14 protein-coding genes are annotated in these 15,168 nt (G+C 51.3%); 12 read left to right on the forward strand and 2 right to left on the reverse strand.

The annotated features are described in order from the left end of the window. Window positions 1-100: 100 nt before the first annotated feature. On the reverse strand, window positions 101-1,219 hold the full coding sequence (iolN, locus tag DBQ51_RS13150; protein ID WP_054328598.1) for a 3-dehydro-scyllo-inosose hydrolase: 1,119 nt from the start codon (window positions 1,217-1,219) through the stop codon (window positions 101-103). A 317-nt stretch (window positions 1,220-1,536) separates the two neighbouring features. Here iolN and DBQ51_RS13155 point away from each other — a divergent pair, with 317 nt between their 5' ends. From DBQ51_RS13155 to DBQ51_RS13200, 10 genes are all read left to right on the forward strand, one after another. After that, window positions 1,537-2,595 carry a zinc-dependent alcohol dehydrogenase gene (locus tag DBQ51_RS13155; RefSeq protein WP_107631795.1) on the forward strand — a complete coding sequence of 353 codons (1,059 nt, stop codon included), beginning with the start codon at window positions 1,537-1,539 and terminating at the stop codon, window positions 2,593-2,595. Window positions 2,596-2,605: 10 nt separating this feature from the next. Then, complete coding sequence (iolG, locus tag DBQ51_RS13160) at window positions 2,606-3,619, forward strand: inositol 2-dehydrogenase (RefSeq protein WP_054328097.1); 1,014 nt, start codon at window positions 2,606-2,608, stop codon at window positions 3,617-3,619. 71 nt (window positions 3,620-3,690) lie between these two features. Further along, window positions 3,691-4,662 (forward strand): substrate-binding domain-containing protein, encoded by a 972-nt coding sequence (locus DBQ51_RS13165; RefSeq protein WP_107631796.1) that lies wholly within the window; start codon window positions 3,691-3,693, stop codon window positions 4,660-4,662. Window positions 4,663-4,786: 124 nt separating this feature from the next. Continuing rightward, complete coding sequence (locus DBQ51_RS13170; RefSeq protein ID WP_390124573.1) at window positions 4,787-6,307, forward strand: sugar ABC transporter ATP-binding protein; 1,521 nt, start codon at window positions 4,787-4,789, stop codon at window positions 6,305-6,307. Window positions 6,308-6,324: 17 nt separating this feature from the next. Continuing rightward, window positions 6,325-7,281, forward strand: coding sequence for an ABC transporter permease (locus tag DBQ51_RS13175; protein ID WP_107631797.1), 957 nt, complete (start codon window positions 6,325-6,327; stop codon window positions 7,279-7,281). Between the two features lie 131 nt (window positions 7,282-7,412). Then, window positions 7,413-8,483: a LacI family DNA-binding transcriptional regulator gene (locus DBQ51_RS13180; protein WP_054328092.1), complete on the forward strand. Its 1,071-nt coding sequence runs from the start codon at window positions 7,413-7,415 to the stop codon at window positions 8,481-8,483. Between the two features lie 249 nt (window positions 8,484-8,732). Next, on the forward strand, window positions 8,733-8,963 hold the full coding sequence (locus DBQ51_RS13185) for a helix-turn-helix transcriptional regulator (RefSeq protein WP_054328091.1): 231 nt from the start codon (window positions 8,733-8,735) through the stop codon (window positions 8,961-8,963). After that, window positions 8,950-9,363 carry a DUF2178 domain-containing protein gene (locus tag DBQ51_RS13190; protein ID WP_107631798.1) on the forward strand — a complete coding sequence of 138 codons (414 nt, stop codon included), beginning with the start codon at window positions 8,950-8,952 and terminating at the stop codon, window positions 9,361-9,363. Before DBQ51_RS13185 ends, DBQ51_RS13190 begins: the two co-directional genes overlap by 14 nt. 106 nt (window positions 9,364-9,469) lie before the next feature. Further along, window positions 9,470-10,138: a GTP pyrophosphokinase gene (locus tag DBQ51_RS13195; RefSeq protein WP_054328089.1), complete on the forward strand. Its 669-nt coding sequence runs from the start codon at window positions 9,470-9,472 to the stop codon at window positions 10,136-10,138. A gap of 28 nt (window positions 10,139-10,166) precedes the next feature. Beyond that, a complete protein-coding gene (locus tag DBQ51_RS13200) occupies window positions 10,167-11,429 on the forward strand; it encodes a DNA recombination protein RmuC (RefSeq protein ID WP_107631799.1) in 1,263 nt (420 codons plus the stop codon). 332 nt (window positions 11,430-11,761) lie between these two features. Here DBQ51_RS13200 and DBQ51_RS13205 read toward each other — a convergent pair whose 3' ends face one another. After that, window positions 11,762-12,445, reverse strand: a complete 684-nt coding sequence (locus DBQ51_RS13205; RefSeq protein ID WP_107631800.1) for a response regulator transcription factor — start codon at window positions 12,443-12,445, stop codon at window positions 11,762-11,764. 281 nt (window positions 12,446-12,726) lie between these two features. Between DBQ51_RS13205 and DBQ51_RS13210 the strand changes: the two genes are divergently transcribed. Next, on the forward strand, window positions 12,727-14,445 hold the full coding sequence (locus DBQ51_RS13210) for an efflux RND transporter periplasmic adaptor subunit (RefSeq protein ID WP_159068191.1): 1,719 nt from the start codon (window positions 12,727-12,729) through the stop codon (window positions 14,443-14,445). Continuing rightward, the gene (locus tag DBQ51_RS13215) at window positions 14,445-15,167 is read left to right on the forward strand and encodes an ABC transporter ATP-binding protein (protein WP_054328085.1); all 723 of its coding nucleotides are present in this window, start codon (window positions 14,445-14,447) and stop codon (window positions 15,165-15,167) included. The genes DBQ51_RS13210 and DBQ51_RS13215 overlap by 1 nt, the downstream gene beginning before the upstream one ends. The last annotated feature ends 1 nt before the right edge of the window (window position 15,168 follow it).

The following is a 15,168-nucleotide window of genomic DNA, read 5'->3' on the forward strand; positions in this document are numbered from 1 at the left end:
TTTTTGCTGTTATCCACGGAGGGATATGAGGAGTATACCACCGTGTCGGCCAAGGCCAGTTACAGCGGCATATTGAGAAAAAAGAAGAAAAGAGAAAGGGTCAATCAATAAAGAGGCCGCGTCTGGGGAGCTCATGCACGCTCTTCCAGCCGTCGCTGAGGGGCTCGCGGAGGCAGGGCTCGATCTCCTCGTAAGGACGGAGGGAGAATTTGCGGGGATCGGGTACCTTGCCCGCGGGATAAGCTTCCAGGATGTCCTCGACCATGCAGTTCAGGTATTCACAGATCGCGGCAATCGGACGTTTTGCCTTTCTTGCTTCACCTCTTGACGGGTAGCCCACAACACCCTCAGGGGTACCGAAGCGCTCAATTACACGGTGGCCTTCCGCCTCGGACCACTTGTTCGGACGGTGGAATGAGTCCACGGAGCCATCATAGAAGCCTTCGTCCAGCATCCCCATTGACTTCGCCTGCGCGTCCACCACACAGCCCATATCCACCATGCCCGGGAACATGAGCAGCGCCGCAGAGGTTTCCGCTTCGTCCGCATGCACAAACGGCGTGCTGACGAAGTCCGGCCGCTCATCGCCCAGCGGATACCAAAATTCACGAATCGCACGATGCCACTCAACGACCGTTGCGAATGCCGGAAGCTCAAAGCGCTTAAAGAATTCCTGAATCGCGGACTCGAGCATCCAGTCCATGCCGTGGTTGTTGACAAGGATGATCTTGCGGAAACCATCGTCCCACAAGCCGACCATTACGTTAATCAGCGTATCAACGATGGACTTCTCACTCGTCATGACCGTGCCGGGCATACCGCAGTGATGGTAGGGATGGCCGCCGTAGTTGATCGGTGGAAGCGCCAACGCGACCTCGTGGCCCGCCTTAGCCGTCTTGCGTCGCACCGCCTCGCAGATCGAGGTACACATAAACGTGTCCAGGCCGGAGTTGTTATGGATGCCGTGATTCTCGGTGCAGCCGATTGGCACCAGGACGATATCGTTCTTATGGCGTTTCTCAATCACCATCTTGCGAGGCGAGGTCTGGATATAGCAGCCCGGCTTTCCGATCTCACTGTCGGACGGGATGCCGTAATCATCCAGAATGGCCTGGATCTCCTCCTCCGAGGCGTCCCACAGCCGTTTCTTCAGCCGTCCTACCTTGTTATCCTCAAAAAATATGTTCGGATACGCTGTCGTTAAGTACTTCTCTTGCATGAAATATTGCTCCTTTCATTGGTTTGGTCCACAAACAAAAAACGTTTTTAATCTTAAAGAAAAAATAACAAAAAGAAAAAAAAGAGTTGAAAATGTTTAAAAAACAGAAAAAAAAAAAGAGATATAGAGCTATATTTTGCAAAAAAGATGGGATTAAAAAAAATAAATATGGTTTTTTTGGGGGGGGGGGGTATAATGGCGACAACAAATAAAAACGTTTTTATCAAAACAGCCTGCATTTATGGTAAAGCATGTAATGATCTTTTTACTTAGGTATAACCGTATTGAATTTTACTCAACTGGAGGCGTGGAACACCATGAAAGCAATTATCTTCAAAAAACCGGGGGAATATGCTTATGAGGATCGTCCAGTACCACAGGTGGAAAAGCCGGATGACGTTCAGATTAAAGTGCTGGGCGTAGGTATTTGCGGTACGGATCTGCATGTTTTGATGGATCCGCCAATGCATCCGGCAAAGCCTGGTATTATTTTTGGCCATGAATACTGTGGTGAGGTTGCCGCGGTAGGGGAGGCAGTGGATTGGTTGAAGCCCGGGGACAGAGTTATTGTTGATCCGCACCCGCCATGCGGATGCTGTAAAAATTGCCGGAGCGACTGTCCGGGCCAGTGTACTACGCTATACAGCCAGCAGGATACGCCGTGGCCGGAGCATGGAGTTACGAGGGGGCTTTTTGCGGACGGTGCATTGACAAGCTATACCTGTGTTCCAGCACATTCCGTTTACAAGATCAGCAAAGATACCCCTTGGCAGCTTGCCGCCTTGGCTGAACCGCTTTCTTGTGTTGGTTATGCTATTGAAAAACTGGATATTCAAGCAGGGGATACGGCTTGTGTTCTGGGGGCAGGCCCTATGGGACTCCTTTTTGCGGCAATGGCAAAAGCAAATGGTGCGACAAAGGTTATCGTGTCGGAGCCGTATGAATACCGCAGAGAAAAAGCGTTAAAGTGTGGTGCCACCCGTGTGGTTGATCCTGCTAAGGAAGATTTGAAGGCAGTCTGCTTAGAGGAAACGGATGGACTGGGGGTGGACCATTGTATTGAAGCGGTAGGGCAACTGTTGCCCACAGCGATTGACATGATTCGCCCTGGAGGAAAAATCGTGATGTTCGGACATGACGAAACGGCTATGCCGCCGGTACGGCTGGCAGAGATTGTCCGCAAAGAGGCAGCGATTTTTGGTGGGTTCCTTGGAAAATATTATTTTGAAAAAACAGCTCGCATTATAGAAAGTGGAATACTGCCGTTGGAGGAGATTGTAACACATACCTTCCCGCTCAGCGAGTATGAAAAAGGGCTTGAGCTGCTGCGGGCAGGTAAGGCTTTGAAAGTAGTAATTTATCCGGAGGAATACTGAGGGGTATTTTATGAAAAATGTTGTTGCAATCCTGGGCGCTGGCCGTATCGCGAGAGTTCACGCTGAAGCATTGGTTCGGTTTCAACGGGATGTCCGAATTAAATACATTATTGATCCATACCTGACCGAAGAAGCTCGACAGTGGGCTGGTCGAATTGGCATAGAAAATACGGGTGTGGACGCAAACTGTGTTTTCGAGGACGCGGAAATAGATGCTGTATTTATTTGCTCACCGACACCAACGCACTGCACCTATATCATGAGGGCTTGCGAAACCGGTAAAAATATATATTGTGAAAAACCGCTGGATTCTGACATCGAAAAAATTTACCAGGCCATTGGAGCAATACAAAAATCCGGCATAAAATTTCTGATGGGCTTTATGCGCCGTTTCGATGTAAACCAACAAAAACTGAAAAATACAGTGTCCAGTGGAAAAATTGGGGTTCCTCAAATCATTAAACTCTGTTCAAGAGATCCCGCGCTGCCTCCTTATGAATATATTGCCTCGAGTGGAGGAATTTATTTTGATTCCATGATTCACGACTTTGATCTTGCCAGATTTTTTTCAGGTTCTGAAGTCTCTGAGGTATATGCCTGCGGTAACGCATTGATTGATCCTGTATTGACAGAGTATGGTGATATCGATACGGCTCTGGCTGTTTTGAAATTCGATAGTGGAGCGGTTGGACTGATTGATCTGAGCCGTCAGTCGAATTGCGGATATGACCAACGTACCGAGGTCCATGGCTCAAAAGGTTTTGCACAGGTAGGGAATGTGCCGGAGACAACAGTAAGCATACATAATGAAGACGGCGTTCATGAAGATAAGCCGGTATATTTCTTTCTGGAGCGCTATGCAGATGCTTTCGTGCATGCGCAAGCGACATTTTTTGATGTGGTGAATAATGGTGCGGAACCGCCGGTTACGGCCTATGACGGGCTGCAAGCAGTGCGGATAGCAAAAGCGGCGACACTTTCCTGGAGAGAAAACCGCGCTGTCAAACTTGATGAGATCCCCTGATCCGGAAAGCAGGGGATCAATAACAAAAGCAGTTCTACCATGAATGTAGGGACGAGAAGAGGAGGAAAATCATGAAAAAAAGAATCGCTTTGTTTGTGGTATTTGCAATGCTGATGAGCCTGTTTGCTGGATGTTCGTCAGATGGAGCATCCGGAAACGATGCTTCCGCTGATTTGCCGCAGGACGAGGCAGCAGAAGATAAAATCGTTATCGGCTACACAGTAAACGATTTGAATGATACCTGGGTTTCGTCTGTTATCGATTATGTTGAGCAATGGGCGGATGAACACCCGGATGTGGAAGTCATCATTGGCGATGGTAAATCTGATGTGTCCACACAAATGGCTGTCGTAGAAGGCTGGATTGAAATGGGAATTGACAGCGTTTGCCTTAAGCCTGTCGATTATGAAGCCTCGCTTTCTATTCTTGATTCCGTCAAAGCAGCGGGGATCAATTATGTAGCCATGCAGCAGGATGCGGAAGATGCGGATTGTTTTGTCGGTGCAAATGGTGTAGAGACTGGCGAAGCGCAGATGCAGGCGGTTATCGATGCCATTGGCGGCTCCGGTAAGATCGCATATCTGGCGGGTACGGAGGGTACGCTGGTTGCCTCTGAAAGAGAAGAAGGTTCAATGTCTGCCTTGGAAGCATCGCCTGAATGTGAACTGGTTGCACGCGAGGATGGAGATTGGTTGCGTGAAGACGCCATTTCGATCGTAGAAACCTGGATTACCTCTGGCATTGAATTTGATGCAATCTGCGCGGCCTGCGATGAAATGGCAATCGGCGCGATTTTGGCGCTGCAGGATGCAGGGATAGACGATGTTGTTGTCGCGGGTATTGATGGCCTTCAGATGGGCTGCGAATATGTAAAGAATGGCGATATGACGCTTACTTTTTATGCAGACGCGAAAGGTTTGGCCTATGAATCGCTGGATGCTGCGCTGGCACTGGCCAAAGGCGGGCAGCCGGAAGATGTCGTCCTGAAAGATCTGCTGGTTAATAGAGATAATGTGGATGAATATTTGGCATTGTGGAGTTAAACACACCTAAAAATACATAGGTCGGAACGCTGCTGCGCTTCCTGTATTAAGAATGGAAAAGCAGCACTGTCTCTTTCTGCGCAAATGGTTGTCCGCAAAAGCGGGCAACCATTTGTAAACTATCATGCGGCAAGGAGGAGTACTTTTGGGACAAGAGTATATTTTGGAGGCAAGCGGTATTTGTAAAGCGTTTCCCGGGGTGATCGCTCTGTCAGATGTGGATTTGCGCGTAAGAAAGGGAACCGTCCATGCTCTGATGGGGGAGAATGGCGCTGGCAAGTCCACAATGATGAAAATCTTGTTGGGAATTTATTCGCGGGACAGTGGGAAAATCATTTTTAACGGGAAAGAAGTACACTATAAAGGGCCAAGAGAAGCTCTGGATGACGGCCTGGCCATGATTCATCAGGAGCTAAGCACGGTGCAGGAACTCAAAGTATATGAAAACATTTTTTTAGGCAAGGAAATATGTTTGAAAGGACTCTGGATCAAAAACGATAAAGCGATGCATGAAGCGGCTCTTCAACTTTTTAATCGACTGGAGATTGATATAGATCCAGATGCAAAAATGAAAACCTTGAGTGTTGCCAAGCAGCAGCTTTGTGAGATTGCCAAAGCAATTTCATATAATGCAAAACTGATTATCATGGACGAGCCGACCTCCGCCATCACAGAAACAGAAGTCGCGCATCTATTCAAAATTATTCGCAAGCTCAGGGATGAGCAAGTCAGTATCATTTACATCACACATAAGATGGACGAGGTATTTGAAATCTCCGATGATATATCGGTGTTTCGTGACGGTCAATACATTGGAACAAAGCTGGCAAGCGATATTACTTATGATGAGTTGATTCAAATGATGGTTGGCCGTACAATTACCAATATTTTTCCCAAGGAAGAAGCGGAAATCGGAGAAGTTTATTTGAAGGTAGAAGGGCTAAGCCGTAATAACGAATTTCATGATGTCAGCTTTGAAGTTCGCAGGGGAGAAATATTTGGCTTGGCCGGCCTGATGGGCGCAGGGCGTACCGAGGTCGTTGAAACACTGTTTGGCGTTCGAAAAAAGTCTGCGGGTAAAATTTATGTGGATGGAAAAGAAGCGCGGATTAAATCGCCCAGTGATGCAATTCGATATGGGTTTTGCCTCCTTACGGAAGATAGAAAACAAAGCGGCTGTTTTTTATCGTTAAGCGTGCGTTTGAATACAGTGGCTGCCTCATTATCCAAACATGCAAAAGGGCCCTTTATCATGCGGAAAATGACCGTGCATTCTGCGGAAGAGATGAAAAAGCTCCTTTCGATAAAGACCCCCGGAATTAACACACCGATTTCAAATCTGTCAGGGGGAAATCAACAAAAGGTATTGGTCGGACGATGGCTGCTAACCAGCCCCGATATCCTTATTTTCGATGAGCCCACACGCGGTATCGATGTGGGAAGTAAATCCGAGATTCACAGGCTGCTGACAAACCTTGCCAAGCAAGGGAAATGCGTTATCATCGTTTCCTCAGAAATGCCGGAGGTCATGGGGATGAGCGATCGAATACTGGTAATGAGCGAGGGGAAAGCCGTCGGCATCATTGAGCGTAAGGATTTCTCTCAAGAAAAGATCATGCGCTACGCAACCGGTACAGCAGATTAAATGGGGAGGAATTCTTGATGAAAAAGTCGCTTGCAATGAAAGACAGACTGCAGGTCGTTATTAAAGAGTACAGCGCTATTTTAATTTTGTTGGCGCTGGTGTTGGCTATGAGTATCCTGAAAGGGGATTCGTTTTTAAAAAGCACGAATCTGGTTAATATCATTCGTCAACAGGCTGTGATCGGTATTATTGCCTTGGGCATTATGTTCCCCATTGTCAGTGGCGGTACTGACCTTTCCGGAGGTTCGGTGGTAGCGCTGTGCGGCGTTTTTGCAGCTTTGGCGGTTCGAGCGGAGCTTCCCATCCCGTTGGTGTTTTTGATTGCAATAGTTATTGGAGCCTTGACAGGAGTGATTAACGGATTTTTTATAGCGTATGGCAACGTTCCTGCTTTTATCGCAACGCTGGGAATGATGTCAGCAGCAAGAGGAGCGGCCTTGCTGATTACCGATAGCAAAAACATCAATGGGTTTTATGACGCATTTGAAAGCATCGGGACAGATTCTTTCTTGGGATTACCTATTGCAGCGTGGATATTTGTTTTGATGGCGATTATCATTTACATTATTTTGGAGCGCACAAAATACGGAACTTCGATATATGCAATTGGAGGAAACGCAACTGCTGCAAAGGTCTCGGGTATTAATGTTCGTCTATGTAATTTCATGGGGTATGTGATTGCCGGTATTTGCACGGGGGTAGCCGCTGTTGTGCTGACAGCCAGAATGCGCTCGGGGAATCCTTCTGTTGGCAACGCCTATGAAATGGATGCGATTACTTGCGTAATTTTAGGTGGCGCCAGTTTTTCCGGCGGTAGTGGAAAAGTTGTCAATACGGTATTTGGCGCTTTGATTTTGGGTATTTTGGTAAATGGCATGACCATGCTGCAGATCGACTCCAATTTGCAGAGTGTGGTCAAGGGTGCTGTTATTGTTATAGCGGTATTTCTCGATTCCCGCAAACGGACGGATTGAATTGGGGAATTATGTAAAGATGAAGATTGAATTTCAAAAAAAAATCAGATATAATAAAACAGCTATATTCAACCCTGAATTTGCAAGTAGCAGAACGGGGTAAGCTAATTTATTAGAAAGAAGCCCGAAATATGATACTTACGGAAAAGTCTGTTGGTATAAAGGATGTAGCGCGGCACGCCGGCGTGTCAATTTCTACTGTATCTAATGTGCTGAATGGGACCAGACCGGTTAGTCTCGCTCTGACAAAACGGGTTATGAAGGCGGTTAAAGAACTGAATTATGAAACTAATTTAGTTGGTCGCCAGCTGAAGACAGGAAAATCCCAGCAAATTGCCGTCGTTATTCCCTCTATCACCAGCATCTTTTTTCCGAATCTTTTAAAAAGTATTCAGGTCGCTGCGGATAAAGAGGATTACACGGTCAGTATCTTTAATACAAAAGGCGATATTAACCAGGAAAGACGAGTTATTAATCTGTTGCGCTCGCGTAATTATGATGGCGTTATGTTGTCGTCTTGCGCGGATGTGGATCAAATTGAAACCGCGGAATATTTGGATTTTCTTCACGCAATCAATTTTTCATCACAGCCGATGCATATTATCTGCCTTGAAGCAGCGATCAGTCCCAAATTAGACGCAGTGGTTGTTAACGATTTGGAAGGGACCATGAAAGCAACTAATTACCTCATTGAGAGCGGACGCAGGAACATCGCGCATATCGCAGCGCCAAACCAATACATGATGGGTAAAAACCGGCGCAGAGGCTTTATATCTTCCTTGTTGCTCAAGGGGCTGAGCGTGGATGACCATCTGATTGTTGAGGGACGTTATACCTGCGAAAGCGGCTATGAGGCCATGAAGCAGCTCTTAAATACAGGACGAACAATCGATGCGGTTGTTGCAGGCAACGACCAAATGGCGATTGGCGCGATTAACTATTTGAAGCAGCAACAGATCCGGATTCCGGAAGATATTGCAGTGGTGGGATTTAACGATAACACACCGGCTTCGCTGATTTCGCCGTCGTTGACCACCATTCATATACCGAAAGAAGAAATGGGAGCGCAGGCGTTCGAGCTTTTTATGCGTCGGGTCAATAATGACCAGTCCGCCAGAATGATGATTTGCTTGGAGGGAGAGTTGATAATACGCAATTCAACTGACCCCAGCGTAAAAGCGGAATGGGATATGAACTGGTAACTATAACCGTACGATGGACTTGAAATCATTTCATAACACGGATTGCAGGCTGCTTTTCGACGCCTGCAATCCGTGTTTTTGATGCTGATATGGATGGAGCGAATAGAAGAAATGATTCGTAAATGGGTTTGTAAAAAATTTTGTAGATCTGTAATATAGAGAATCGTTTTTTCTTGACAGTTTGGATAATTGTTATATAATATGAAGTATACTTCATGTGAAGCTTACTTCATATTCGGCGGTGGTATAGTGAAAAACCGAGTAAAAGAATTGCGTACGGCTGCTGGTATAACACAGCAGCAATTGGCGGAGCGGGTCCATGTGTCTGCCAGAACGATTATCTCGTTGGAAAAGGGGCAGTACAACCCCTCGTTGCTGCTGGCCTACCGTTTAGCGGAGCAGTTCGGCACATCGATCGAGGAGCTCTATTGTCTGAAAGAAAACAGGGAAGAGGAGGATAAGCGGTATGAAAATCTATAACAAAAAAACGTTCTGGTATGGAATTGGTTTTATAGTGCTTGGCACGCTCCAGCTGATGATCAGCATATGGAAAGGATTTGACCTGAAAGGAACGGTTATGATAATTTTATGCCTGCTGATCGGCGGCAGCGGACTGCTCCGCAGCTTTTCCCGGGAGATGTCGCGCGAGGACAAGATCGCGGAACTGGACGAGCGAAATCGTTTGGTCGAGTGGCGCGCTAAAAGCCGTGCGCTGGGTATCGCGGAACTGGTGTGCTTTGTTTGTATGCTGCTCAGTATTTTTGGGATGCAGGCAATGGAGGCGTTCTTTGGAGGCATGCTGGTAGCCTTTGGCCTCATTTTTACAACAATGCTGATTATCGAATGCATTACCTTGCTGTACTATAACAAAAAGCTCTGATTTTGCCTGCTTTTGCACGGGCGATGCCGGCTGGATTGCCCAGTTGGCGCTTTTATGCTATAATAGACACCGAAGGGATGTAATGCCTGTATGCAGGAGGAATGCAATGGAACTGACCGATTTTCTCGAAATGGATATGCTGGGTGAACACGACGCGGAGAAACTGATGGAATCCGCCATGCAGTTGCAGCAGATCATGCTGCTGTATGAGGCGGGAATCCGAGAGATCAAGACAAAGCTGGATATTTTGAGCGACGAATCGAATATCTCCGGCAAGCCAAGTCCGATTGATTCGATCAAAAGCCGTATCAAATCGCCGCGCAGCATTATCAAAAAGCTCAAGCGGCGCGGCTTCCCGATTTCTTTACAGTCCATGATGGATAACCTGAACGACATCGGCGGCATCCGCGTGATCTGCCCCTTTATCCAAGATATCTATACGGTGGCGGATATGCTGATGCGGCAAAGCGACCTGACACTGATCGAAAAGAAGGACTATATTGCCAACCCCAAGCCGAATGGTTACCGCAGCCTGCACCTGATCCTGGAGGTGCCGATTTTCCTGTCGGAAACAACCAAGCCGGTGCGGATCGAGCTGCAGCTGCGGACGATTGCCATGGATTTCTGGGCGAGTCTGGAGCATCAGCTTCGGTATAAATCCGATGTGCAGGTGCCGCCGCACATATCGGACGACCTGAAAGAGTGCGCGGATGTTATCGCGGCGACCGATGAGGAGATGCAGCGCATTGCTAAGGAGCTGCATGTCCTGCGGTAAAACACAAAGCTGAGAAAGGACCGAGACAATGCAATACCTATCTGTGGCCACGCTGGTACTGGTCATCATCCTGCTGGCGCTGGTCATCATCCTGCTGACGCGGAAACCCGCGGTCCAGGAACGGCAGGAGGACAGCGGCACCATCGCGGCGCTGGGGACGCTGGTCAGCCAAAATCTGAAGGAAGGCCGCGCGGCGCAGTTGGACCAGCTTTCCGCGATGGAGAAAAGCCTGTCCGGCAGGATGGGTGGCGTGACCGACCAGCTGGGGCAGTTTGAAAAGCGGCTGCACGGCTTTACGGCGGAAACGGCGCAAAGCCTGGAAAACATCCGCGCAGCCGTGGATAAAAACCTGCGCGCCCTGCAGGAGGATAACAATAGAAAGCTGGACGATATGCGGCGGATCGTGGACGAAAAGCTGCAGAAAACGCTATCCGACCGTATGAATGAATCGTTCAAGCTGGTCAATGAGCGGCTGGAACAGGTCTATAAGGGCCTCGGTGAGATGCAGACGCTGGCGCAGGGCGTGGGCGATTTGAAAAAGGTTCTCACCAATGTCAAGACCCGCGGCATTGTGGGCGAGATCCAGCTCGGCGCGATTCTGGAGGATATCCTTGCGCCCGAGCAGTATGGGGTGAACGTCGCCACACGGCCGGGGAGCCGCAACGTGGTTGAATACGCGGTCAAGCTGCCAGTGGAGGATGGGGGCTTTATCTGGCTGCCGATTGACTCCAAATTCCCCGGCGAGACGTATGGCGCGCTGCGCGACGCCTATGAGGACGGCGCGCGCGAACAGCTCGACGCCTGTGCCAAAACGCTGGTCAATACGCTGAAGGCGGAAGCGAAGGATATCCGCGACAAATATCTGGAGCCGCCATATACGACGGATTTCGGCATCCTGTTCCTGCCGTTCGAGGGGTTGTATGCGGAAGCGGTCAGCCGCGGCATGGTGGAGGTGCTGCAGCGCGATTACCATGTGAACATCGCGGGACCGAGTACGATGGCGGCGCTGCTCAATTCGCTGCAAATGTCGTTCCGCACGATTGCGATACAAAAGCGGTCTGGTGAGGTGTGGAGCGTGCTCGGGGCGGTCAAGACCGAGTTTGATAAATTTGAGGCCTGCCTGACGCAGACGCAGACCCGTTTGGACCAGGCCAGCCGCGAGCTGGACAAGCTGGTCGGCACGCGCACCCGCGCGATTCGGCGCAAGCTCAAAAGCGTGACCGAGCTGAGCGAAGTGGAGAGCGAAACCGTGCTCGCCTTGGGAGAGGACGCGGCGGAGCCGGAGGAGTAAAGGGGGAAAGGGGCTGTCCATGGGGGACAGCCCCTTTTTCAGAAGAAGATTAACAAAATCTTAAGAAAATTTTCATTATTTTGAGAGGGAAACAGCAAGAAAAAAGGGGTACAATACAATCAAGGACAAGCCTTGTGATACATAAGGCGCGGGACAGGAAGTGCGGACGGAGGAAGGGGCATGGCATGAAACACTATGGTTTGAGGTTCAGCGGGCTGTGGACCCTGCTGAAGCGCATCGCGGACAGTTGGTTCGGCCCGATCGAGCGCAGCAAGCACCGCGGCCTGTAAAAAGCAAGAACGCCGCAGCGGGATGACCGTTGCGGCGTTTTATTATGCCTGCATATGATTAGGCTGGACCTCCAGATAGTAGCCAACGCCGCGCTCGGCTTGGATTTGGACAACGGAATCGACCGCGCGCAGCTTGCGCCGCAGGAGGGACAGGTATACCTCAATATTGTTATAGCGCGCCTCGGTATCGCAGCCCCAGACCTTTTGCCGTAAGGTGTCGCGCGGCAGGATTTGGCCGGGATGGAGCAGAAACAGCTCCGCCAACTGCAGCTCCTTGCTGGAGAGGCGCACCTCGCCAGCGCGGCCGGAGAGGAGGAAATGTCCGCGGTCGAGCGTCAGGTCGCCCGCGCGCAGCAGCCGCGGCTGAAGGATGCGTCCGCGCCGCCCGAGCGCGCGTACCCGTGCCAGCAGCTCGGCGATCAGGAACGGCTCGGTCAGGAAATCGTCCGCACCGGCGTCCAGCGCGCGGATGCGGTCGCGCGCGGAGGAGCGCGGCGCGACAACAAGAATGGGAACTGAAACGCCGTCCTCCCGCACCATGCGGAGCCGGACGGGCAGGGCGGCGGCGTCCGTATCGGAAAAGAGGACGACCACGTCGTAAAGGTTTTCCGGAAAGCCGGTCTGCGTCTGCTCCGGCCGGGGCAGGCAGTCGGCAAGGATATGATCGCGCCGCAGCGCCGGCAGGATTTTTTCATTAGGGCTGGGGCCGATAAGCAGAACACGCATAGCCGGCGCCTCCTTTGGCAGATGATGCCTTTATTTTGCAGGCTGTGTATGGAGTTTTTGTGTATGAGCGGTGGAAAATTTGTTAAAGCCGGATTTCTTCAATGCTTTTTCAATATACTGCGCTTATGATAGAGCGCGAATTGATAAACCAGCACGGGAGGGAACAGGGTTTGAAATTGCCGTTTGAAAAACTGCGCGGGAAAGCCCCATGGAAAGGAAAATGGAAAGGAAAAAGGCTGTTTCAGGGAAAGAAAAAGCAAAATGAAGAAGCGGCTGCGGATATGGCACCGACTGGCGCGCACAGCAAAAAGAAAAAACGCAGGAAGCTGAAAAAGAAGGTGGTCATCCCCGTGGCGGTGGTGCTGCTTGCCGGAGGCTGGGGCGTGCATCATATTTTGACAGCCGGCGGTGCGGACGGAACGCAGACCTATACGGAAAGCGAGGCGGTCCGGCAGGACATCCAACTGACGCTGTCCGCGACGGGAACAATCGAGCCGGCCAACCAGTACAGCGTGACCGCATCGGTGCAGGGCGAGGTGCTGTCCTGCACATTTGAGGAGGGCGACGAGGTAAAAAAGGGCGATGTCATGTATGAGATCGACAGCTCAGACGCGGAAAGCTCGGTCGAGCAGGCGCAGCTTTCCCTACAGCAGAGCCAGAACAGCTACAGCCAGACGCTGGAAAGCCTGGACGACCTGAATGTAACCTCGAAAAAGTCGGGCATGATTACCGAACTGTATGTTGAGGTGGGCGACGAAGTGCAGGCGGGCGCGACGATTGCGGATGTGCGTGATTCTTCCGTGATGGAGCTGGTGGTGCCGTTCAATTCCGCGGAGGTGGAAAACTTCGGCGTCGGCGCGGCCGCAACCGTAACAATGGACAGCTCGTTCGAGACGCTGAGCGGCACGGTCACGGCGATCGACGCGGCCGAAACCGTGCTGGACGGTTACCAGATCGTCAAATATGTGACGATACAGGTCAGCAATCCGGGCGGGCTTTCAACGTCCTCAACCGCCTCTGCGACCGTGAACGGCATCGCCAGCAACCAGGGCGCGAGCTTTACATACCGGTCGGAATCCACGATCACCTCGGACGCTTCGGGTACGGTAACGAGCCTGAAAGTGAGCGAGGGTGCGCAGGTTTCGCCCGGCACGGTCATTGCGGTTTTGTCCTCTTCCTCGGTCGAACAGCAGGTGGAGAGCAGCCGCCTGTCGCTCGCACAGCAGCAGCTTTCCTATCAGAATACGGTAGATAAGCTGGACGACTACACGATCACCGCGCCGATTGACGGCACGGTCATCACCAAGAACACCAAGGTGGGCGATACGCTCGACACCACCAATGGGCAGACCACGCTCGCGGTCATTTACGACCTCTCCTACCTGACGTTCGATATCTCGCTCGACGAACTGGATGTGAACGAGGTAGAGGTCGGCCAGGCGGTCAATATCACCTGTGATTCGCTCACGGACACGGCGACGATCGAAGGCATTGTGACTAAGGTTTCGGTCGCGGGTACGACCTCTAACGGTGTGACCACCTATCCGGTGACCGTGCAGATCGATAACCCGCCGGAAGGCCTGCTGCCGGGCATGAACGTGGACGCTACCATCGTGGTGGACGAGGCGGCGGACGCGGTCGCCGTGCCGATCGCGTCTGTGCAGCGCGGGAACACGGTTTATGTCAAGGATGACAGCGCGAAAAACACGGAAAACGCCATGGTGGGCGGCGTGCTTCTGCCCGACGGATGGCGGGCGGTCGAGGTTGAAACCGGCCTGTCGGACGACAGTTATATTGAAATCACCTCCGGCATCGAGCCCGGCGATATCGTCTATGTACCCGAGGTGCAGCGCAACTCGTCCGGCGATGAGTTCGGCATGCTGCCAGGCGGCGATATGGGTAATATGCCCTCCGGCAGTGATATGGGCGGCATGGGCGGTATGCCCTCTGGCGGTGGTATGGCAGGCGGCGGCATGCCGGGCGGAGGCGGTATGCCGTGATGACAACCGAAACCAGGACGCCGCTGATTGAGCTGCGCGATATTTATAAGATATACCAGATGGGCGATACCGAGGTGCATGCCTCGGATGGCGTTTCGCTCAAGATATACAAGGGAGAATTTGTAGCCATCGTCGGACAGTCGGGGTCGGGCAAATCGACGCTGATGAACATTATTGGCTGTCTGGACGTGCCGACCAGCGGGCAGTACCTGCTCAATGGCGAGGACGTGTCCGAGCTGACCGACGACGAGCAGGCAGAGATCCGCAATAAGACGCTGGGCTTTATTTTCCAGCAGTACAACCTGATACCCAAGCTGAACGTGCAGGAAAACGTCGAGCTGTCGTTGCTTTACGCGGGCATACCCGCTGAGGAGCGCGCCGAGAGGGCGCGGCTCCAGATCGAACGCGTCGGACTCGCGGGCAAAGAGAAAAATCTGCCCACGCAGCTTTCCGGCGGCCAGCAGCAGCGCGTTTCCATCGCACGGGCGCTGGCAGGCGACCCTTCGGTCATCCTGGCCGACGAGCCGACCGGCGCGCTCGATTCGCGCACCAGCCGCGAGGTGCTGGATTTTTTGAAAAAGCTCAACGACGAGGGCAATACGATCGTGCTTATCACGCATGACAACGGCATCGCGCAGGAGGCCAAGCGCGTCGTGCGCGTGGCGGATGGCAAAATCATTTTTGACGGCGCGGCGCGCGACGCGTTTCCGAGGGGGGACTGAC

The organism is Agathobaculum massiliense, from assembly GCF_900291975.1.
Taxonomy (GTDB): Bacteria; Bacillota; Clostridia; order Oscillospirales; family Butyricicoccaceae; genus Agathobaculum; species Agathobaculum ammoniilyticum.